General features: G+C 67.2%; 19 protein-coding genes. 9 read left to right on the top strand and 10 right to left on the bottom strand.

All coding sequences use genetic code 11. The annotated features are described in order from the left end of the window. Window positions 1-15: 15 nt before the first annotated feature. From nirD to ACS5PN_RS08935, 3 genes are all read right to left on the bottom strand, one after another. Window positions 16-339 carry a nitrite reductase small subunit NirD gene (gene nirD, locus ACS5PN_RS08945; protein WP_439463565.1) on the bottom strand — a complete coding sequence of 108 codons (324 nt, stop codon included), beginning with the start codon at window positions 337-339 and terminating at the stop codon, window positions 16-18. Continuing rightward, window positions 336-2,855 (bottom strand): nitrite reductase large subunit NirB, encoded by a 2,520-nt coding sequence (gene nirB / locus ACS5PN_RS08940; RefSeq protein ID WP_439463564.1) that lies wholly within the window; start codon window positions 2,853-2,855, stop codon window positions 336-338. Before nirB ends, nirD begins: the two co-directional genes overlap by 4 nt. Before the next feature lie 303 nt (window positions 2,856-3,158). Further along, the gene (locus ACS5PN_RS08935; protein ID WP_439463563.1) at window positions 3,159-4,118 is read right to left on the bottom strand and encodes an MBL fold metallo-hydrolase; all 960 of its coding nucleotides are present in this window, start codon (window positions 4,116-4,118) and stop codon (window positions 3,159-3,161) included. Between the two features lie 49 nt (window positions 4,119-4,167). On the opposite strand from ACS5PN_RS08935, the gene def reads away from it, so the two are divergent. After that, entirely contained in the window at window positions 4,168-4,707 is a 540-nt protein-coding gene (def, locus tag ACS5PN_RS08930; protein ID WP_439463562.1) for a peptide deformylase, read from the top strand. A 75-nt stretch (window positions 4,708-4,782) separates the two neighbouring features. Continuing rightward, window positions 4,783-6,807 (top strand): DUF6600 domain-containing protein, encoded by a 2,025-nt coding sequence (locus ACS5PN_RS08925; protein WP_439463561.1) that lies wholly within the window; start codon window positions 4,783-4,785, stop codon window positions 6,805-6,807. Between the two features lie 6 nt (window positions 6,808-6,813). On the opposite strand, the gene ACS5PN_RS08920 is transcribed toward ACS5PN_RS08925, so the two are convergent. After that, complete coding sequence (locus ACS5PN_RS08920) at window positions 6,814-7,407, bottom strand: arylesterase (RefSeq protein ID WP_439463560.1); 594 nt, start codon at window positions 7,405-7,407, stop codon at window positions 6,814-6,816. 49 nt (window positions 7,408-7,456) lie between these two features. Here ACS5PN_RS08920 and ACS5PN_RS08915 point away from each other — a divergent pair, with 49 nt between their 5' ends. After that, window positions 7,457-8,128 (top strand): ABC transporter ATP-binding protein, encoded by a 672-nt coding sequence (locus tag ACS5PN_RS08915; RefSeq protein ID WP_439463559.1) that lies wholly within the window; start codon window positions 7,457-7,459, stop codon window positions 8,126-8,128. Here the strand turns inward: ACS5PN_RS08915 and ACS5PN_RS08910 are convergent, their stop codons facing one another. The 6 genes from ACS5PN_RS08910 to ACS5PN_RS08885 all read right to left on the bottom strand — a co-directional run bounded on the left by ACS5PN_RS08910 (window position 8,129) and on the right by ACS5PN_RS08885 (window position 13,064). Beyond that, window positions 8,129-9,358: a cystathionine gamma-synthase family protein gene (locus tag ACS5PN_RS08910; RefSeq protein WP_439463558.1), complete on the bottom strand. Its 1,230-nt coding sequence runs from the start codon at window positions 9,356-9,358 to the stop codon at window positions 8,129-8,131. It lies immediately after the preceding gene. Between the two features lie 67 nt (window positions 9,359-9,425). Then, a complete protein-coding gene (locus ACS5PN_RS08905) occupies window positions 9,426-10,229 on the bottom strand; it encodes a peptidylprolyl isomerase (protein WP_439463557.1) in 804 nt (267 codons plus the stop codon). Window positions 10,230-10,307: 78 nt separating this feature from the next. Then, on the bottom strand, window positions 10,308-10,568 hold the full coding sequence (locus tag ACS5PN_RS08900; protein WP_439463556.1) for a BolA family protein: 261 nt from the start codon (window positions 10,566-10,568) through the stop codon (window positions 10,308-10,310). Next, window positions 10,565-11,197, bottom strand: coding sequence for a septation protein A (locus ACS5PN_RS08895; protein ID WP_439463555.1), 633 nt, complete (start codon window positions 11,195-11,197; stop codon window positions 10,565-10,567). Before ACS5PN_RS08895 ends, ACS5PN_RS08900 begins: the two co-directional genes overlap by 4 nt. Next, complete coding sequence (gene msrB, locus ACS5PN_RS08890; protein ID WP_439463554.1) at window positions 11,194-11,619, bottom strand: peptide-methionine (R)-S-oxide reductase MsrB; 426 nt, start codon at window positions 11,617-11,619, stop codon at window positions 11,194-11,196. Before msrB ends, ACS5PN_RS08895 begins: the two co-directional genes overlap by 4 nt. After that, window positions 11,616-13,064, bottom strand: a complete 1,449-nt coding sequence (locus ACS5PN_RS08885; RefSeq protein WP_439463553.1) for a protein adenylyltransferase SelO — start codon at window positions 13,062-13,064, stop codon at window positions 11,616-11,618. The genes msrB and ACS5PN_RS08885 overlap by 4 nt, the downstream gene beginning before the upstream one ends. A 134-nt stretch (window positions 13,065-13,198) precedes the next feature. Here ACS5PN_RS08885 and ACS5PN_RS08880 point away from each other — a divergent pair, with 134 nt between their 5' ends. From ACS5PN_RS08880 to ACS5PN_RS08855, 6 genes are all read left to right on the top strand, one after another. Beyond that, on the top strand, window positions 13,199-14,845 hold the full coding sequence (locus tag ACS5PN_RS08880; protein ID WP_439463552.1) for a 3-(methylthio)propionyl-CoA ligase: 1,647 nt from the start codon (window positions 13,199-13,201) through the stop codon (window positions 14,843-14,845). A gap of 84 nt (window positions 14,846-14,929) precedes the next feature. Then, complete coding sequence (locus ACS5PN_RS08875; protein WP_439463551.1) at window positions 14,930-16,189, top strand: branched-chain amino acid ABC transporter substrate-binding protein; 1,260 nt, start codon at window positions 14,930-14,932, stop codon at window positions 16,187-16,189. A 128-nt stretch (window positions 16,190-16,317) separates the two neighbouring features. Then, a complete protein-coding gene (locus ACS5PN_RS08870; RefSeq protein WP_439463710.1) occupies window positions 16,318-17,280 on the top strand; it encodes a branched-chain amino acid ABC transporter permease in 963 nt (320 codons plus the stop codon). Continuing rightward, window positions 17,280-18,578, top strand: a complete 1,299-nt coding sequence (locus tag ACS5PN_RS08865) for a branched-chain amino acid ABC transporter permease (RefSeq protein ID WP_439463550.1) — start codon at window positions 17,280-17,282, stop codon at window positions 18,576-18,578. Before ACS5PN_RS08870 ends, ACS5PN_RS08865 begins: the two co-directional genes overlap by 1 nt. Beyond that, entirely contained in the window at window positions 18,575-19,354 is a 780-nt protein-coding gene (locus ACS5PN_RS08860) for an ABC transporter ATP-binding protein (protein ID WP_439463549.1), read from the top strand. The genes ACS5PN_RS08865 and ACS5PN_RS08860 overlap by 4 nt, the downstream gene beginning before the upstream one ends. Beyond that, window positions 19,351-20,061, top strand: a complete 711-nt coding sequence (locus tag ACS5PN_RS08855) for an ABC transporter ATP-binding protein (RefSeq protein ID WP_439463548.1) — start codon at window positions 19,351-19,353, stop codon at window positions 20,059-20,061. Before ACS5PN_RS08860 ends, ACS5PN_RS08855 begins: the two co-directional genes overlap by 4 nt.

Genomic DNA, 20,061 nt, shown 5'->3' with positions numbered 1-20,061 from the left:
AGCGCCTTCAAAAAATCAGTTCAGTGCGACCAGCACGCGACCGTCTCGAACCTGCACGGCATGGGCTCGCACCGATTGCTCGGGGGCCTCCAGGCATTCGCCGGTGCTCAGGTCGAAATGGTTTTTGTAGAGGGGCGAGGCGACGACGACGCGCTCGCCCAGGTTGCCCACCAGGCCGCGGGCCAGCACGCTGGCGCCGGAGCGCGGGTCGATGTTGTCGATGGCGTGGAAGCGCTCGGCGCCGATGCGGAACACGGCCACGTGGCGGTCGCCGATGCGGGCGGCCACGCCGGTGTTGGGCAGGATGTCGTCAATGTCGCAGATGGGGATGTAGTTCATGCGGTGGCTTCCTCACGTTCATCGGCACGCGCCGGGCGGATCTGCCCGCGCTCCTTGACGAAGACGATCTGTTCGTCCGGCGTCTCGCTGTTGACGAAGCTGCGGAAGCGCTGGCGCACCTCGGGCGTCTCGACGGCCGTCTTCCACTCGCACTGATAGGTGTCGACGACGGCCTGCATCTGGGCCTCCAGCTCGGCGGCGAGGCCCAAGGAGTCGTCGATGAGGACCTGCTTCAGATAGTCCAGGCCACCTTCGAGGTTCTCGCGCCAGGTGCTGGTGCGCTGCAGGCGGTCGGCCGTGCGCACATAGAACATCAGGAAGCGATCGACCAGCTGGAGTAGCTCGGCCTTGGTCAGGTCGCTGGCGATCAGCTCCGCATGGCGCGGCTTCATGCCGCCGTTGCCGCAGACGTAGAGGTTCCAGCCCTTGTCGGTGGCGATGATGCCGACATCCTTGCCCTGGGCCTCGGCGCATTCCCGCGTGCAGCCCGAGACGCCGAACTTGATCTTGTGCGGTGCGCGCAGGCCCTTGTAGCGGTTCTCGATCTCGACGGCCAGGCCGACCGAGTCGTCCACGCCATAACGGCACCAGGTGCTGCCGACACAGCTCTTCACGGTGCGCAGCGACTTGCCGTAGGCGTGGCCGCTTTCGAAGCCGGCGGCGATCAGCTCCTCCCAGATCAGCGGCAGCTGCTCGACACGGGCGCCGAACATGTCGACGCGGGCGCCGCCGGTGATCTTGGTGTACAGGCCGTATTTCTTGGCCACCTGACCGACCGCGATGAGGCCGTCGGGCGTGACCTCGCCGCCCGGCATGCGCGGCACGACCGAGTAGCTGCCGTCCTTCTGGATGTTGCCGAGGTAGTAGTCGTTGCTGTCCTGCAGGGCGGCCAGCTCGGGCTTGAGGACGAAATCGTTCCAGCAGGACGCGAAGATACTGGCCGCAGCGGGCTTGCAGATGTCGCAGCCCAGGCCCTTGCCGTGCTTGTGCAGCAGGTCGCTGAAGGTCTTGATGCCGCCGACGCGGATCAGGTGGTACAGCTCCTGGCGCGAATGCGGGAAGTGCTCGCAGAGGTGGTTGTTGACGGCCATGCCGCGTCGGGCCATTTCGAACTTCATGACCTGCGTGACCAGGGGCACGCAGCCGCCACAGGTGGCGCCGGCCTTGGTGCAGGCCTTGATGTCGCCGATGGTGGTGCAGCCTTCGCCGACGGCCGCGCAGATCTGGCCCTTGCTGACGTTGTTGCAGGAGCAGAGCTGGGCGCTGTCGGGCAGGGCGTCGGGACCGAGGCCGACCTTGGCCTTGCCGTCGCTGCTCGGGAGGATGAGGAATTCGGGTTCGGCCGGCAGCTTGATGCGGTTCAGCGCCATCTGCTGCAGCGTGCCGTATTCGGCGGCATCGCCCACCAGCACCGCGCCGAGCAGCAACTGGCCATCCTCGCTGACGACGATCTTCTTGTAGACCTGCCTGCGCTCGTCGACGTATTGGTAGCTGCGGCAGTGGGCCGTCTTGCCATGGGCGTCGTCGATGCTGGCCACGTCCACGCCCATCAGCTTGAGCTTGGTGGACAGGTCGGCGCCGGGGAAGGCGGCCTCGCTGTCGCCGGCGATATGGCGGGCGGCCACGCGAGCCATCTCGTAGCCGGGCGCGACCAGGCCATAGGTCTGCTCGTTCCAGGCCGCGCATTCGCCAATCGCGTAGACATTGCGGTCGCTCGTGCTGCAGTGGTCGTCGATGATGACGCCGCCGCGCGGGCCGATGGCCAGCACGCACTGGCGGGCCACTTCGTCGCGCGGGCGGATGCCGGCGGAGAAGACCAGCATGTCGGTCTCCAGCCAGGTGCCGTCGGTGAAGACGAGGCGGTGGCGGGCCGTCACGCCGTCGGTGATCTCGACGGTGTTTCGGTTGGTGTGGACCTCGACGCCGAGTTCCTCGATCTTGGTCCGCAACACGCGGCCGCCGGTCTCGTCGATCTGCACGGCCATCAGGCGCGGCGCGAACTCGACGACATGGGTGTGCAGTCCCATGTCGCGCAGGGCCTTGGCGCATTCCAGGCCCAGCAGGCCGCCGCCGATGACGACGCCGCTCTTGGACACCTTGCCGCTGGCCTGCATGCCCTCGAGGTCCTCGATGGTGCGGTAGACATGGCAGTGGGGCCGGTCGCGGCCCGGCACGGCCGGCACGAAGGGGTAGGAGCCGGTGGCCAGCACCAGCTTGTCATAGGGGACGACCTCGCCGTCGGCCAGCGTGATCGTGTGGTCACGGCGCTCGATGGCCACGGCCTTGGCGCCCAGGCGCAGCTTGAAGCCCGTCTTCTCGAAGAAGCCCTCGGGCACCAGGGACAGGTCCTGGGCCGACTTGCCCGAGAAGAACTCCGACAGATGCACGCGGTCGTAGGCCGGGCGCGGTTCCTCGCACAGCACGGTCACCTGCACGTCGGCCGCCGCGGGGCCTTCGGCAAGCGATTCGAGAAACTTCTGGCCGACCATTCCGTGGCCGATGAGGACGATGTGCATGGTCTTGACTGCGGGCAGGCGCGATCGACCGGGCCGCGGGGAGCGGCCAGGTCGGAGGCACAAAAGAGAAGGCCCCGCGAGCAGCTGTCTGCTCGGGCGGGGCCAGCGGGGTGCGCTAGGGCGCTGAGGTTCGCCTTCTTTGGCGAGGAGAAGACCGCTGCGGCGCGGGCTTCCGCTCAACTCACCGCAAGACGCGTGCCTGCGTCGCCGGCGGCGCTCTTCCCAGGTCTGTGGCTGTGGCTCGCAGGATCGCGGCACTGCCGCGGTGCGGTGGATTGCACCGGCCCGGGGCGCGCCGCCCCGTCAGCGGGCCGGGCGGTCCAGCATCACTTCCAGGCCCTGGGCGTTCAGTTCGGCATCCAGGGCCAGCCAATCGGCGGCGTCGGCCATGCTGCCGCGGTAGCCATGGCCCTGCACGCGGGCCAAGTAGGCCGCCAGCAGGCCGCCCTTGAGCTTCTCGTGGCGCCCGGGGACCTCCTTCAGCAGCTCGGCCAGGGCGACCATCTCGTCCACCTGCTCCAGCATGACGGCGGCCAGGCGGCGCACTTCCTCCACCGAACCGCCGATGCGGCCGTAGTGGGTCACCTGCATGGCCACGGGCTCGGCCGCCAGCAGGCGGGCCACCGTGGCCTTCAGCGCGTCGGGTTCGAACTGCACGGGCGTGCTGGTCGGCAGGATCCAGGCGCGGCCGTCGACATCGAAGGCGCGGTAGGACAGGCCGAAGGTGTCGCCGGTGAACCAGCTGCGGCTCTTCTCGTCCCAGATGGCGTGGTGGTGCTTGGCGTGGCCGGGGCTGTCGATGAAGCGCAGGGGCCGGCCGGCGAGCGAGATGACCTGCTCGTCATGCGTGGCGTCGGCACGTTCGGCCGGCACCGGAACGAGCTTGCCGTAGCTGCGCTGCATCTCTTCGTCGCCATAGACGGCCAGGGCGCCCAGCCACAGGGCTTTCGGGTCGACCATGTGGCGCAGGCCGCGCGGGTGGACCAGGGCCTTGGCGCGGGGCAGGGCCTCCATCAAAAGACCCACGCCGCCGGCATGGTCGAGGTGGACGTGGGTGGGAATGACCCAGTCCACGGCGTCGGTGGCCAGGCCCAGCGCATTCAGCGCCGCCAACAGGCGGGGCACCGCGTGGTTGGTGCCGGTGTCGATGAAGGCGGCGCGGCCGTCCTCCACCATCAGATAGGCGGCGTCGAAGCGCGGGCGCTGGAAGCCGGTGTCGATGGCGTAGATGCCGTGGCCGAGGTCGTCGATGAAATCGAGCATGAAGAAGGCTGTTCCTAGAATCGGGCGACGATAGCCGAAGGAGGCCCGCTTGGCCGTTCACGAGATTCTGAAGATGGGCGACCCGCGCCTGCTGCGCGTCGCCCAGCCCATCGCCGAGTTCGGCACGCCCGAACTGAAGGCGCTGATTGCCGACATGTTCGAAACCATGGCCGCGGCCAACGGCGCTGGTTTGGCCGCGCCGCAGATCGGCGTGGACCTGCGCCTGGTCATCTTCGGCTACACCAAGAACGTGCGTTACCCGGATGCGCCGCCGGTGCCGCCCACCGTGCTGATCAACCCGACCATCGAAGTGCTGGACGGCGGCCGCACGGAGGGTTGGGAAGGCTGCCTGTCCGTGCCGGGCCTGCGCGGCGTCGTCGAGCGCGACGAACGCATCCGCTACACCGGCTTCGACGCCGATGGCACTCCCATCGACCGGATTGCCGACGGCTTCCATGCCCGCGTCGTCCAGCATGAGTGCGACCATCTGGACGGTGTCCTCTACCCGATGCGGGTCAAGGATTTCACGCGTTTTGGCTTCACGTCCGTGCTCTTCCCGGAGCTGGACCCGGCGTCGGACGACGATTGAGATGGAAACACTTGTAAATGCGGTGCACCTCACCGCGGGCTTGTGCGTTGCGCAGGCGTAAAGGAGCATCAGCTCATGACCACGTCCATCGAATCCAAGCTTGTCCTGAACCGCAGCCGCTGGCGCGCGCTGGCCCTGACGCTGCTGATCGCCATCGCGCCGGCCGTGAAAGCCCAGGACGCCGACCGTGACCCGCCCACCCGCGCGGCGCGCGTCGTCAACGTTGTCGGCGACGCCTGGCTGTTCGACCACGAAAGCCGCGAATGGACCCGCCTCACGCGCAACCAGACGGTGGGCGAGGGCGACCGGGTGCGCACCGACGACCGTGGCCGCGTCAGCCTGCGTGCCGGCTCCACGACCATCTGGGTCGACGAGCGCAGCGACGTCGAGCTGAGCCAGCTCGACGAAGGCCAGACCCTGCTGAACATCGACCGCGGCGACGTCGCCCTGCGGCTGCGCAACCCCGAGAACGCCGCCGAGACCCGGCTGCGCACCCGCGAAGGCACGGTGCAGCCGGAGCGCGAGGGCCTGTACCGCGTCGAGCAGTTGGACCGTGGCACCAAGGCCTATGTGTGGCAAGGGCGGCTGCGCTTCGAATGGGCGCGGGGCGCCTCGCCCGTGTCCCTGGGTACCGGTGAGCAGGCCGAGTTCTGGTGGCCGGACGGCCCGCGCGCCGAGCGTGGGCCTTTGTTCAGCGACGGCTTTGGTGACTGGGTGCTGGCCGAGAGCCGCGAGGAGGGCGAGCGCCCGGTGGCCCGCTATGTGTCGCCTGAGATGACAGGTGCCGAGGATCTGGACCGTTACGGCCGCTGGGAAACCGCGCCCGACTACGGCACGGTCTGGATCCCTACGACCGTCGCTGTTGCCGACTGGGCGCCTTACCGCTATGGCCACTGGGCCTGGTCGCGTCATTGGGGCTGGACCTGGGTGGACGACGCCCCCTGGGGCTTCGCGCCCTTCCACTACGGCCGCTGGGTCAGCTGGGGTGGCCGCTGGTGCTGGGCGCCAGGCCCCTATGTGCACCGCCCCGTCTATGCCCCGGCTCTGGTCGGCTGGGTGGGGGGCGGCTCGGTCAGCGTGGGCATCAGCGTCGGCAGCCGTCCGGCACCGCCGCGCTTTGGCTGGTACCCGCTGGCGCCGCGCGAGGTGTTTGTGCCGGGCTATCACCACAGCCCGCGCTATGTGAACCGCGTCAACGACCCGCGGGATGTGCGTGACCCGGTCACCGTGCAGCGCCCGCACCGCTATCGTGACGTGCCGACGGCGGTCAGCGTGCTGCCGGCGCCCGGCGCGGCCATCCAGCCCCTGCCGGTGCGCGGTCCCGATCGCAAGGCCGAGCCGGGTTGGGCGCGCCCGCTGCCCGTGGCGCCCGGTCGCGGTGATCTGGCCAATGTGCTGCCCGCCGCCCCGACGCGGCCCGCCGAAGGCAATCTGCCGCATCGCACGCCGCGCGGCCCCGAGCCCAATATGGGCTGGCGAAGCGAAGGCCAGGTGCCGGTGCGCCGTGGACCCGAAACCCAGCCGCAGGCGCCCATGCCCGCCGTGGTTCAGCCGGCCGTGCCGGCGGTGGTTCAGCAGCCGCAGACGCCTCAGCAGCGGCCTGGCTTCGAGCAGCCGCAGCGCGGTGGCGACAACATGCCCTGGCGTGCCCAGCCACAGCAGCAGCAACAACAACAACAACAGCAGCAGCAGCAGCAGCGCGAAGCCCAGCAGCGCGAGATGCAACAGCAACGTGAAATGCAGCAACGCGACGCCCAGCATCGTGAAGCCCAGCAACGCGAGATGCAGCAGCGCCGCGAGGACATGCAGCAGCGGGAAATGCAGCAACAGCAACAGCAGCAGCGTGAGCAACAGCAGCGCGAAATGCAGCAACGCGAGCAGCAGCAACGCGAGATGCAGCAGCGTGAACAGCAGCGCCGCATGCCTCAGCCCGAGCCCCAGCGGCAGGCTGAGCCGCCGCGTGTCCAGGTGCCGCAGCAGCAGCCGCAACCTCAGGCCCAGCCCCGCGCCCAGCCGCGTGACGAAGGCCCGCAGCGCGGCCGCCAGGACGGCCCGGCCAAGGAGCGCCGCGGCGACGAGAAGCGGCAGAACGAGCGGTAACGCGCGCTACAACAGCGGCTTCAACGCCGGCCAGACGTTGTCCAGCATCAGCGGATGCGCCTTGGCCAGCGGGTGGATGCGGTCACCCTGGAACCAGTCCATGGCGTCGGCCCGGTCTGCCACGCCCTTGAGCAGAAACGGCACGAGGCTCGCGCGCGAATCCTTGGCCACTTGCGCAAACACGGCCTCGAATTCCTTGCCGTAGCTGGCGCCATAGTTGGGCGGTACCTGCATGCCGGCGATGACCACCTTGGCGCCGGCCTCCTGAGCAGCTCGCGCCATCGTCAATAGGTTGTCGCGCGTGCTGGACAGCGGCAGGCCGCGCAGGGCGTCGTTGCCGCCGAGCTCGAGGATGACGATGGCCGGTTTGTGGCTGCGCAGGGCCACCGGCAACCGGCTGCGGCCGCCCGAGGTCGTGTCGCCGCTGATGCTGGCGTTCACGACGCGGTAGGGCTTCTTCTGTTCCGCCAGACGCTTCTGCAGCAGGGCCACCCAGCCGTCACCGGTCTTGAGGCCGTATTCGGCCGACAGGCTGTCGCCGACGACCAGCACGACCGGCGCCTCGGCAGCAGCCGCGACCCCTGACGACCAGCCGGCCATCACCCCCAGGCTAAAGTGCGCCAACACCCATCGCCGCCGCAGTCCCGACATGCCCGAAGCCCTTGTTCAAGTTGACCAGATCACCAAGCGCGTGCGCGACGCGACCGGGGAGTTGACGATTCTGCATGACATCAGCTTCGAGCTGACCGCGCAGGAATCAGTCGCCATCGTCGGCGCCTCGGGTTCCGGCAAGAGCACGCTGCTGGCCATCCTGGCCGGTCTGGACACGCCCAGCGACGGTTCCGTGAAGCTGCGGGGCCAGAACCTGTTCACGCTGAACGAGGACGAGCGCGCCGCGGTGCGCGCCCGCGAGCTGGGTTTCGTGTTCCAGAGCTTTCAACTCTTGCCCAATCTCACGGCTTTGGAGAACGTGATGCTGCCGCTGGAGTTGCGCGGAGCCCGCGACGCCCGTGAGCAGGCCGCGGCCATGCTGACCCGTGTCGGCCTGGGTGAGCGCCTGGGCCATTACCCGCGCGTGCTGTCGGGCGGCGAGCAGCAGCGCGTGGCCTTGGCGCGTGCCTTCGTGCAGCGCCCGGCCCTGCTGCTGGCCGACGAGCCGACAGGCAGCCTGGACTTCGCGACCGGCGCTTCGGTGATGGAGCTGATGTTCGAGCTGAATCGCGAGGCCGGCACGACGCTGGTGCTGGTCACCCACGACCGCGAGATCGCGGCGCGCTGCGAGCGCCAGTTGAAGATCGAGGCCGGCCGCTTGGCCGTCTGATCAGGCCAGCGCCCGGTCGAAATCGGCCATCAGGTCTTCAGCCGCTTCCAGGCCCACCGACAGCCGCACCAGCCCTTCGGCGATGCCCATGGCGGCGCGCGCCTCGCGGCCCATCTCCCAGAAGATTGTCGGCGCCACCGGGATGATCAGCGTGCGCGTGTCCGCCAGACCGGTGGCCTTGAGCGGCAGGCGCAGCCGGTTCAGCACCTCGACGAGGCGATCCGGGTCGCGCAGCTCGAAACTCATCATCCACGAGCCGTTGCCGCCGAACCAGGTCTTGGCTTTGGCGTGCTCGGGATGGGTTTCGAGCATCGGGTAGTGGACCTGGGCGATGGCCGGGTGGGCGGCCAGATGGCGAGCCAGGGTGAGGGCGGTCTCGCTGCTGCGCTGCAGGCGCAGGGTCAGCGTCTCGGCGCCGACGAGGATGCGATGCGCCGCCTCGCTGGACAGGGTGCCGCCCATGTCGCGCAGGCCCTTCTTGCGGATCTGCTGCAGGCCCCAGCCGCGCGGGTCGCCCTGGCGGTAGGCCGGGAAGATGTTGGGATAGGTCGACCAGTCGAAGCAGCCTGTGTCGGTGATGGCGCCGCCCAGGGCCTCGCCATGGCCTGCCAGGGTCTTGGTCAGCGAGTTCATGACCAGGCCGGCACCGAAACGCTTGGGTTGGCACAGGGCCGGCGAGGTGACGGTGTTGTCGACGACGTAGAGCAGGCCACGCTCGCGGCACAGGGCGCCCATGCCCTCGAGGTCGGGGATGCGCGTGCTGGGGTTGGCGATGGTCTCGACGAAGACCAGCCGGGTCTCGGGCCGCAGCGCGGCTCGCACGGCCTCGACATCGCCGGCGTCCACGCGGCTGACCGCGATGCCCAAGCCTTCCAGCGTCTGGAACAGGCTGTTGGTGTTGCCGAAGACGCGCGCGCTGGTGACGAGATGGTCGCCCGCCTTCAGCAGGGTCAGGAAGAGGGCGCTCAGGGCCGCCATGCCGGTGGCGAAGCTGACCGTACCGGTGCCGCCTTCCAGCTCGGTGATGACGGCCTCCAGCGCCGCCGTCGTCGGCGTGCCCTGGCGGGCGTAGTTGAAGCTGCCCTTGACCTTGCCCTGGAAGACGCCGATCAGGTCTTCCACGTTCTCGTAGGCGTATTGCACCGAGGGGTGGACGGGTGGGTGGACGCCGCCGGAGGGGCGGTCGCCACCGGCTGCATGGACGAGGCGGGTGCTGAGGGCGTCGGACATGGTGTTTTCGGGTCCAGATGGCAAAAGACCCGCCGGAGCGGGTCTTGCGACAAGTGCGCGCTGCGCTTTACTTGCTGAAGGTGTAGTCGGTCTTGGCCTTCTTGATCAGGCCGTCCTGGAACTCGGCCATCTTCTGCTGCTCGATGCGCTGCTTGATCTGGGCCTTGACGTCGTCGAAGGCCGGGAAGGTGGCGGCGCGGATGTCTTCGAGCTTGATGATGTGATAGCCGAACTGGCTCTTCACCGGCTCCTGCGTCATCTCGCCCTTCTTCAGCTCGACCATGGCCTTGCTGAACTCGGGCACGAAGTTGTTCGGGTTGGCGAAGTCCAGGTCGCCACCGTTGGCGGCAGAGCCGGTGTCCTTGGAGTTCTTCTTGGCCAGTTCTTCGAAGTTGGCACCGGCCTTGATCTGGGCGATCAGGGCCTTGGCGTCTTCTTCCTTCTCGACCAGGATGTGGCGGGCACGGTATTCGCTGCCAGCGTTGGCGGCCTTGAACTTCTCGTACTCGGCCTGGGCTTCAGCGTCGCTGACGGGGTTCTTGGCCTTGAAGTCTTCCATCAGGCCGCGGATCAGCAGCATCTGGCGGGCCAGGTCCATCTGGGCCTTGTAGTCGGCGCCCTGGGGGATGCCGCGCTTCTCGGCTTCCTGGATGAAGATCTCGCGGCGGACGACTTCGTCCTTGACCTGGGCTTCCAGCTCGGGCGAGCGCTGCTGCTGGCCGCTCTTGGTGACCTGCTGGATCAGCGTCTCGACACGTGCCTTGGGCACGGGCTTGCCGTTGACGGTGGCGACGTTCTGCGCAACAGCAGCGGCCGGAACCAGTGCCGAAACGGTGGCCGCGACGACGGCGGCGAGCGCAAGCTTCTTCATGGGTGGGGAATGTGAGTCAGGCTAAAAAAATCGCGCCCGGTGCCGGGCGCGCGGTTCTTCAATCACGCTCGACCTGCTTCAGGGTTCACCCGGGGCACGGGCGTCGATGGCCAGCGCGTGGATGCCGCGCTGCATCAGGTCGGACAAACAATGATAAACGAGGCGGTGCCGGGCCAATCTTTGCAGACCTGTAAAGCGATCTGACACGACAGCCACATGAAAGTGGCCGCCTTCGCGGGCCCCGGCATGGCCGGCGTGCTGGGCGCTGTCGTCACGGATGTGGAGTTCCAGCGGCGCCAGTTCGGCGCGCAGGCGGGTCTCGATCTCGGCGCTGATCACGGCTTGCTGTCCTCTTCGGGAGGCAGGTGCTTGCCGAGGTAGAGGCCTTGAAGCAGCGTGAACAGCAGCATCAGCCCGGTGACGCCAAAGACCTTGAAGTTGGCCCAGGCCGAGGTCGAGAAGTTGTAGGCCACATAGATGTTGACGACGCCCATGACGGCGAAGAACAGCACCCAGGCGCGGTTGAGCTTGAGCCAGATGGCGTCCGGCAGCGTCAGCTCGGCGCCCAGCATGGACTGGATGAGGTTCTTGCCGAACCAGGCCTGGGAGATCCAGAACGTCAGCGCCATCGCCCAATGCAGGCCGGTGGGCTTCCACTTGATGAAGGTCTCGTTGTGGAACCAGACCGTGGCCGAACCCAGCGTGACGACCAGCACCAGGCTGATCCACAGCATCAGGTCGATCTTCTTGCCGCGCAGCTTCAGGATGGCGGCCTGCACCAGCGTGGCGATCATGACGACCAGCGTGGCCAGCAGCACCGGGGCCTCCTGGGCGCCGACGACGCCGCCGGAGACGAGGAAGCCGAAATGCTCGGTCGAGAACGCGGCGGCTGCATCGGCATGGCCTTCAGCGCCCTTGAAGACGATGAAGAACAGGATCAGCGGAAGAAAGTCGAGCAGCAGCTTCATGCGCCGGGATTGTCTTTCACGAAATCGATGGCGGCCGAGTTGATGCAGTAACGCTCTCCCGTCGGCTCGGGACCGTCGGGGAAGACGTGGCCGAGGTGAGACCCGCATTTGTTGCAGCGCACCTCGACCCGCACCATGCCGTGGCTGCGGTCGACCACGCGCTCGATGACCTCGCTGTTGACCGGCGCCCAGTAGCTCGGCCAGCCGCAGCCGGCGTCGAACTTGGTGTCGGACTCGAACAGCGGCGTGCCGCAGCCGATGCAGTTGTAGTGGCCGTCCTTGAAATGGTCCCAGTACTGGCCGGTGAAGGCGCGCTCGGTCGCGGCATGACGGGCGACCTGGTACTGCATGGGGTCCAGCTGCTCGCGCCATTCGGCGTCGCTCTTCTGGACGGGATAGGTCTTGCTGGAGTCTTGGCTCATGATGAACAGGACACTTCGAGAGTGGAGGCCCAGTCGGGCGGCAGAGCCGCGTCGCTGGGGACTGCGGGTTCGTCGAACGGGCGGCCCAGAACTTTCAGCAGCCGGGCTGTCTCCGTGAAATCGTTCTGCTGGGCTGCACGGATGGCGCCCTCGGCCAGGTGGTTGCGCAGCACCACGGCCGGGTTGACGGCCAGCATGCGCGCCTCGGCGCCCGGCGTGACGCGGGCGCGCCAGCGAGCCAGCCAGGCATCAATCGCCTCGCGGTCGATGAACATGTCGCGCAGCGGCTCGGGGTTGGTCGGCGCGCGGGACAGGCGGCGGAACGTGATCGTGAAGTCGGCGCTGGACGCGGCCATCAGCTTCAGGAAGTCGTCGGCCAGGGCCTGGTCGCCGGCGTCCTCGCCTTCCAGGCCCAGCTTGGCGCGCAGCCGGCCCAGCATCTGGCTGGCAAAGCGCTCGCGGTAGGCCTCGACGGCCTCGAGCAGGCGCTCGCCGACGGCTTCCTGCTCGCCTTCGAGCAGCGGCACAAAGGCCTGGGCCAGCGCATGCAGGTTCCAGAAACCGACCGCCGGCTGGCGCGCATAGGCATAGCGGCCGCGGTCGTCGCTGTGGTTGCAGACATGGCCCGGGTCGAAGGCATCCATGAAGCCGAAGGGGCCGTAGTCCAAGGTCAGGCCCAGCATGGACATGTTGTCCGTGTTCATGACGCCGTGACAGAAGCCCACGGCCTGCCAATGCGCGATGAGATCAGCGGTCTGCAACGACACCTTGCGCAGCAGCGCGACGGCGGGCTCGGGGTCGTTGGCGCATTCGGGCGCGTGATGGGCGATGAACCAGTCCGCCAGGCGCCGCAGCGCGTCGAGCTGGTCGTGATGGGCGAAGTGCTCGAAGTGGCCGAAGCGGATGAAGCTGGGCGCGACGCGGGTGACGACGGCCGCCGTCTCGACCGTCTCGCGGATGACGGGCAGGCGCGAGCCGGTGATGCACAGGGCGCGCGTCGTCGGCACGCCCAGGGCGGCCATCGCCTCCGAGCACAGGAACTCGCGGATGGACGAGCGCAGCACGGCGCGGCCGTCGCCGCGGCGGGAGTAGGGCGTCAGGCCGCCGCCCTTGAGTTGCAGTTCCTGAGGGCCGCTCGGCGTGTCGAGCTCGCCCAGCCACAGTGCGCGGCCGTCGCCCAGCTGCCCGGCCCAGACACCGAACTGGTGGCCGCTGTAGACCGAGGCGAGGGGTTGCATGCCGGGCCATGCGCCATTGCCGGACAGGGCGGCGAGGGCCTCGGGGCGAGCCGTCCAGTCGGCAGGCAAACCGAGCAGTTGCGCGCAGTCGGGGCTCTGCGCCACCCAGTGCGGATCGGGCAGGCCCTGGGCCGGCAGTTCGGTGAAGAAGTCGGGCCCCAGGCCAGCGAAACGGTTGGTCCAGGCGAGGCCGTCGAAGGGGTTCATCGCACCAGTTTAGTGAGGGGGCCTTTCACCTCGCTCATCCGGGTGTTTCCCCGGGGTCCGAGGGTCGCGGTTGTGACGTTTCTGTCAACACAGTGGCGACTAGACTGGGTCGATAAGACCGCCAGGAGACAACCATGGCATTGATGGGCCGGATGATGTCGGATCCGCTGCTGATCTCGTCGCTGCTGAAGCACGCCGAGCGGCATTCGGGCGAGACCGAGATCGTCAGCAAGCGGGTCGAGGGCGACCTGCACCGCAGCAACTGGCGCGAGGTGGCGCGCCGTTCGCGCCAGGCCGCGCAGGCTTTTGCACGCCTGGGCTGCGAACCCGGCGACCGTGTCGCGACGCTGGCCTGGAACGGCCATCGCCACATGGAGATCTATTACGGCAGCTCGGGCTCGGCCTTGGTCTGCCACACCATCAACCCGCGCCTGTTTCCCGAGCAGATCGTCTGGATCGCCAACGACGCGCAGGACCGCATCCTGTGCTTCGACGCCACCTTCCTGCCGCTGGTCGAGAAGATCGCGCCGCTGCTGAAGAGCGTGCAGCATTTCGTGCTGATGACCTCGCGGGCCCACATGCCGGCCAGCACAGGCATCCCGAATCTGCTGTGCTTCGATGACCTGCTGGCCGCCGAGACCGGCGACTACACGTGGCCGCAGTTCGACGAGAACACCGCCTCCAGCATCTGTTACACCTCGGGCACCACGGGCAACCCCAAGGGCGCCATCTACAGCCACCGCTCGACGGTGCTGCACGCCTATGCCGCGGCGCTGCCGGATGCGATGGACTGCTCCAGCCGCGACGTCATCCTGCCCGTCGTGCCGATGTTCCACGTCAACGCCTGGGGCCTGCCCTACAGCGCGGCCATCGTCGGCTGCAAGTTCGTGCTGCCTGGGCCGCATCTGGACGGCAAGAGCCTGTACGAGCTGTTCGAGAGCGAGAAGGTGTCTTTCAGCGCCGGCGTGCCGACGGTCTGGCTGGGCCTGCTGAACTACGTCAAGGCCAACAACCTCAAGTTCACGACCTTCAAGCGCACCGTCATCGGCGGCTCGGCCTGTCCGCCCGCCATGATGAAGTCGCTGCAGCAGGACTATGGCGTCGAGGTCATCCACGCCTGGGGGATGACGGAGATGTCGCCGCTGGGCACGCTGTCCAAGCTGACGACGCGCCAGCTCAACCTGCCGGCTGAAGCGCAGCAGCGCCTGCTGGAGAAGCAGGGTCGCGTCATCTACGGCGTCGACATGGCCATCATCGACGACGAAGGCCGCTCCCTGCCCTGGGACGGCGAGAGCTCGGGCAATCTCGTCGTGCGCGGCCACTGGGTCATTGCGCGCTACTACAACCATGACGAGTCGCCGCTGGTCGGCGTGGATGGCGAGCCGGGCTGGTTTCCCACCGGCGACGTGGCCACCATCGACGCCGATGGCTTCATGCAGATCACCGACCGCAGCAAGGACGTCATCAAGTCCGGCGGCGAATGGATCTCCTCCATCGACCTTGAGAACATCGCCATGGCCCATCCGGCGGTGCACGAGGCCGCCGTCATCGCCGCCAAACACCCCAAGTGGGACGAGCGACCGCTGCTGGTCGTCGTCAAGAAGCCCGACGCGGCCTTGACGCGCGAGGAGCTGCTGGCCTTCTACGACGGCCGCATCGCCAAGTGGCAGATCCCCGACGACGTCGTCTTCGTCGCCGAGATTCCGCACACAGCCACCGGCAAGGTGCAGAAGCTCAAGCTGCGCGACCAGTTCATCGAGCACAAGTTGCCGACGAGCTGAAACGTCTGGGGTAAGCACGGGACTGCGCGGCAGCCGGGCTGGATTAACTTTCGTTCACATTCAGAGCCACAACAGGAGACAAGCATGTTCGAGATCACTTCGGCCCAAGTCCGCCGCCTGCCGCGCGCATTGACGGCCGTCGCCGTGCTGGCCCTGGCGGCCGGTGCCGCCCAGGCTCAGAAGGGCGAGACGGTCAAGCTGGCCTATATCGACGCGCTGTCCGGCCTGATGGGCCCGGTGGGCCAGAACCAGGTCAAGACCTTCCAGTTCCTGGGCGAGAAGACCAACAAGAGCAATCCCGCCGGCGTGAAGTTCGAGGTCGTCACCTTCGACAACAAGCTGAGCCCGGCCGAGTCGCTGAACCTGCTGAAGGCCGCCGCCGACCAGGGCATCCGCTACATCATGCAGGGCAATGGTTCCAGTGTCGCGCTGGCGCTGAGCGATGCCGTCACCAAGCACAACGAGCGCAACCCCGGCAAGGAAATCGTCTACCTGAACTACTCGGCGGTGGACCCCGACCTGACCAACAGCAAGTGCAGCTACTGGCACTTCCGTTTCGACGCCGACACCTCCATGAAGATGGAAGCGCTGACCACCTTCATGAAGGACCAGCCCGACGTCAAGAAGGTCTTCCTGCTGAACCAGAACTACGCCCACGGCCACCAGGTCGCCAAGTACGCCAAGGAGATGCTGGGCCGCAAGCGCCCCGACATCCAGATCGTCGGCGAGGACCTGCACCCGCTGGCCCAGGTACGCGACTTCGCGCCCTACATCGCCAAGATCAAGGCCAGCGGTGCCGACACCGTCATCACCGGCAACTGGGGTTCCGACCTGGCGCTGATGGTCAAGGCCGCCAACGAGGCCGGCTACAACGGCAAGTTCTTCACCTACTACACCGGCGTGACCGGCACGCCCACGGCCCTGGGCACGGGCGGCGCGGGTCGCGTCTTCCAGGTCGCCTACAGCCACTACAACATGGGCGGCCAGGCGCAGAAGGATGCCGAGGAGTTCAACAAGAAGTTCGGCGACGACATGTACACCCTCAGCGTGCAGCACATCTACACGCTGCTGAGCCAGGCCATGGCCAATGCCAAGTCCACCGACCCGGTGAAGGTGGCGGCAGCGCTGGAAGGCCTGACCGTCAAGAGCTTCAACGGCGAAGTGACGATGCGCAAGACCGACCACCAGCTGCAGCAGCCGCTGTTCATCTCGGTCTGGCAGAAGGCCGATGCCAAATACCCCTACAGCCCCGAGAAGACGGGCATGACGCTGGCGCCGGTCAAACAGTACGACAGCTATGTGTCGTCGACGCCCACGTCCTGCCAGATGAAGCGCCCGGGCTGATCGCCTGAGCCCTGCCACGGCCGCGCCGCCCTGAGTGGCGGCGCGATCCCCAGACCTTGCCGGCTGCCGTCTTGGATCAAGTCTTCATCAACCTGCTGAACGGCCTGTCGTCGGGCCTGCTGCTCTTCATGCTGAGCTCGGGCCTGACGCTGATTTTCAGCATGATGGGCGTGCTGAACTTCGCCCACGCGAGCTTCTACATGCTGGGCGCCTACGTCGCCTATTCGCTGGTGGGTGTGGTGGGCTTCTGGCCCGCGCTGCTGCTCGCACCGGTGATCGTGGGCATGATGGGTGCGGGCTTTGAGCGCCTGGCGCTGAGGCGCGTGCACAAGTTCGGCCATGTGCCCGAGCTGCTGATCACCTTCGGCCTGTCCTATGTGGTGCTCGAGCTGGTGCAACTCGTCTGGGGGCGCACGGCCGTGCCGTTCACGCCGCCGGCGCTGCTGGAGGGCTCGGCCCTGACCGTCGTGTCCCATGCGCAGCAAGGGATGTCGCTGGTGCTGGGCAAGGCCTCACCCGAGATCTGCGCGGCCGCCACCAACTGTTCGACCTTCCCCGCCACCAAGGCCTTCATGATGCTGGTGGCCTTGCTGATGCTGCTGGCGCTGTGGCTGCTGCTGACGCGCACCCGCGTGGGGCTGATCATCCAGGCTTCGCTGACCCACCCGGAAATGGTGGAAGCGCTGGGGCACAACGTGCCGCGCGTGCTGATGCTGGTGTTCGGCAGCGGTTGCGCCCTGGCGGCACTGGCCGGCGTCATCGGCGGCATCACCATCGTGACCGAGCCAAACATGGCGGCCTTCATCGGCGCCATCATCTTCGTGGCGGTCGTCGTGGGCGGCATCGGCTCTCTGACCGGGGCTTTCGTGGGCTCCATCGTCGTGGGCCTGCTGCAGACTCTGCCGCTGACCATCAACGGATCGCTCGCCACTTTCCTGACCCACATGGGCTTCACCGTCACCGCGAGCACGCCGGGCTACCCGCTGCTGCGCCTGACCATGGCCGAGGTCGCGCCCATCCTGCCCTATCTGCTGATGGTGCTGATCCTGATCTTCCGGCCCAAGGGTCTGCTGGGCACGCGGGAGGATTGATGAGCCAGGCCAAGGAATTCCATTTCAAGCCCCACAACGTCGGGCGCTGGTTCATCTGGAGCCTGTTCGCGCTGATGCTGTTCGTGGCCCCGCGCATCTGGACGACGGGCCTGGCGCAGACCATGCTCACCCAGATGGGCATCGGCGTCATCGCCTGCCTGGCCTACAACATCCTGCTCGGCCAGGGCGGCATGCTGAGCTTCGGCCACGCGGTCTACAGCGGCATGGGGGCCTTCCTCGCCATCCATGCGCTGAACATGGCCGGGGCGGGTACGCTGGGCCTTCCCGTCAGCCTGATCCCGCTGGTGGGCGGCTTTGCCGGCCTGGTGTGCGCGGCGTTGCTGGGCTATGTGTCCACCAAGAAATCCGGCACGCCCTTCGCGATGATCACGCTGGGCATTGGCGAGCTGGTGTTTGCACTGACCCTGATGCTGCCGGAGTTCTCGGGCGGCGAGGGCGGCGTGTCCAGCAACCGCGTCATCGGCCAGCCCTTCATGGGCATCACCTTCGGGCCGCAGATCCAGGTCTATTACCTCGTTGCCGTCTATTGCTTCATCTGCACGGCGGCCATGTTCGCCCTGACGCGCACGCCGCTGGGCCGCATGCTGAACGCCGTGCGCGACAACCCGGAGCGCGTTGAGTTCATCGGCTATGACACCCACTGGGTGCGCTTCATGGCCTTCACGATCTCGGGCTTCTTCGCTGGCGTCGCGGGCGGCCTGGGCGCCATCAATGCCGAGATCGTCAACGGCAGCGATGTGCTGCATGCCGCCCGGTCCGGCGCCTATCTGCTCTTCACCTTCCTGGGCGGGGCGACCTTCTTCTTCGGCCCCATCATCGGCGCGGTGCTGATGGTCATCTGCGGCGTGCTCCTGTCGGAGCTGACCAAGGCCTGGTTGCTCTATCTGGGCCTGATCTTCCTCTTCATGGTCATGTACGCGCCGGGCGGTTTCGCCAGCCTCATCTTGATGAACCTGCGCGTCGCGGCCTTCGGCAAGTTGAAGAAGCTGTGGACGTCCTATCTGGCCCTGGCCGGCACGGCGCTGGCGGCCCTCGTCGGTGCGGCCACCATGATCGAGATGGTCTACCACCGCCAGCTCAACGAGGCCCTCGGACCGGAGCTGAAGTTCATGGGTGCGACGCTGAACAGCGCGGGTCTGGATGCCTGGTTCGGCGCCGGCTTCCTCGTCGTCATCGGCGTGGCCCTGTTCGAACTGGTGCGGCGCCAGTACGTGCACGAGTGGGGCGAGATCCAGGAAGACATCGAGAAGGAAATCAAGCGGAGGGAAGCGCTTTGAGCAGCAGTTCCTACGCCGTTGAATTGCGCGACGTCCGCAAGAGCTTCGGCAAGAGCGAGATCATCCGGGGGGCCAACCTGGCCGTGCAGGCCGGCGAGCGCGTCGCCATCATCGGCCCCAACGGCGCGGGCAAGAGCACGCTGTTCAACCTTATCAGCGGCCGCTTCGCGCCGACCTCGGGCGAGATCCATCTGCACGGCCAGCGCATCGATGGCAAGAAGCCCTACGAGATCAACCGCCAGGGCCTGTCGCGCAGCTTTCAGGTCTCCAACCTGTTCACGCGCCTCAGCGTGTTCGAGAACATCCGCTGCGCCGTGCTGTGGAGCCTGGGCCACCGCTATGCCTTCTGGAAGTTCCTGGCCGACCTGGACGACGCCAACGACCGCACCGAGCAGATCCTGGAGATGATCAAGCTCGACAAGCGCCGCGACGTGCTGGCCATGAACCTGACCTATGCCGAGGCGCGGGCGCTGGAGATCGGCATCACCATTGCCGGCGGCTCCAGCGTCATCCTGCTGGACGAACCCACGGCGGGCATGAGCAAGAGCGAGACCAAGCGCTTCATCCAGCTGATCCGCGACGTGACCGTCGGCAAGACCCTGCTGACCGTGGAGCACGACATGGGCGTGGTCTTCGGCTTGGCTGACAAGATCGCGGTGCTGGTCTATGGCGAGGTCATCGCCTTCGACGCACCCGACGCGGTGCGTGCCAATGCGCGGGTGCAGGAGGCTTATCTGGGCTCCGTGCTCGCAGAAACACAGGCGGCGGCAGCATGAGCACCGGAAGAATCCTCAAGCTCGACAACGTCCATGCCTTCTACGGCAAGAGCCATGTGCTGCATGGCGTCAGCATGGAAGTGAAGCCGGGCGAGATCGTCAGCCTGCTGGGCCGCAACGGCGCGGGCCGCTCCACCACCGTCAAGACCATCATGGGCCAGGTCGATGCCAAGGGCTCGGTGCGCTGGGGCGAGCAGGAGCTGGTCGGTCGCAAGGCCTACGAGATCGCCCACATGGGCCTGGGCTATGTGCCCGAGAACCGCGACATCTTCCCCAAGCTGACGGTGCACCAGAACCTGATGCTGGGCGAGAAGTCGGGTGCCAGAAAGCCGCGCTGGGGCTTCGAGGACATGTACAAGATGTTCCCGCGGCTGCGCGAGCGCCAGCACACCGAAGCCGGCGTGCTGTCCGGCGGCGAGCAGCAGATGCTCACGCTCTGCCGCACGCTGATGGGCGACCCCGACCTCATCATGATCGACGAGCCCACCGAAGGCCTGGCGCCCAAGATCGTCGAGCTGGTGGCCGAGTACCTCAAGGAGCTGAAGAACCGCGGCATCGCGGTGCTGCTCGTCGAGCAGAAGCTGGCCATCGCGATGGAAATCTCCGAACGCTGCTATGTCATGGGCCACGGCCGCATCGTCTTCGAGGGTTCGCCGGCCGATCTGCGCGCCAACGCCTACATCCGCAAGGAGTGGCTGGAGGTGTGA

The sequence above is a fragment of the Roseateles sp. NT4 genome (genome assembly GCF_051857475.1).
Taxonomy (GTDB): Bacteria; Pseudomonadota; Gammaproteobacteria; order Burkholderiales; family Burkholderiaceae_C; genus Pelomonas.
Note: the sequence above shows the minus strand (reverse complement) of the source record. Positions and strands in the feature narration are given on the sequence as shown.

Coding starts and splice junctions, on each gene's coding strand:
- ACS5PN_RS08910 (WP_439463558.1), bottom strand. CDS start 9,358: ATGTCCGACGCCCTCAGCACCCGCCTCGTCCATGCAGCCGGTGGCGAC.
- ACS5PN_RS08865 (WP_439463550.1), top strand. CDS start 17,280: ATGAGCCAGGCCAAGGAATTCCATTTCAAGCCCCACAACGTCGGGCGC.
- ACS5PN_RS08915 (WP_439463559.1), top strand. CDS start 7,457: ATGCCCGAAGCCCTTGTTCAAGTTGACCAGATCACCAAGCGCGTGCGC.
- ACS5PN_RS08925 (WP_439463561.1), top strand. CDS start 4,783: ATGACCACGTCCATCGAATCCAAGCTTGTCCTGAACCGCAGCCGCTGG.
- nirD (WP_439463565.1), bottom strand. CDS start 339: ATGAACTACATCCCCATCTGCGACATTGACGACATCCTGCCCAACACC.
- msrB (WP_439463554.1), bottom strand. CDS start 11,619: ATGAGCCAAGACTCCAGCAAGACCTATCCCGTCCAGAAGAGCGACGCC.
- ACS5PN_RS08935 (WP_439463563.1), bottom strand. CDS start 4,118: ATGCTCGATTTCATCGACGACCTCGGCCACGGCATCTACGCCATCGAC.
- ACS5PN_RS08855 (WP_439463548.1), top strand. CDS start 19,351: ATGAGCACCGGAAGAATCCTCAAGCTCGACAACGTCCATGCCTTCTAC.
- ACS5PN_RS08880 (WP_439463552.1), top strand. CDS start 13,199: ATGGCATTGATGGGCCGGATGATGTCGGATCCGCTGCTGATCTCGTCG.
- ACS5PN_RS08895 (WP_439463555.1), bottom strand. CDS start 11,197: ATGAAGCTGCTGCTCGACTTTCTTCCGCTGATCCTGTTCTTCATCGTC.
- ACS5PN_RS08870 (WP_439463710.1), top strand. CDS start 16,318: ATGCTGAGCTCGGGCCTGACGCTGATTTTCAGCATGATGGGCGTGCTG.
- nirB (WP_439463564.1), bottom strand. CDS start 2,855: ATGCACATCGTCCTCATCGGCCACGGAATGGTCGGCCAGAAGTTTCTC.
- ACS5PN_RS08920 (WP_439463560.1), bottom strand. CDS start 7,407: ATGGCCGGCTGGTCGTCAGGGGTCGCGGCTGCTGCCGAGGCGCCGGTC.
- ACS5PN_RS08905 (WP_439463557.1), bottom strand. CDS start 10,229: ATGAAGAAGCTTGCGCTCGCCGCCGTCGTCGCGGCCACCGTTTCGGCA.
- ACS5PN_RS08885 (WP_439463553.1), bottom strand. CDS start 13,064: ATGAACCCCTTCGACGGCCTCGCCTGGACCAACCGTTTCGCTGGCCTG.
- ACS5PN_RS08875 (WP_439463551.1), top strand. CDS start 14,930: ATGTTCGAGATCACTTCGGCCCAAGTCCGCCGCCTGCCGCGCGCATTG.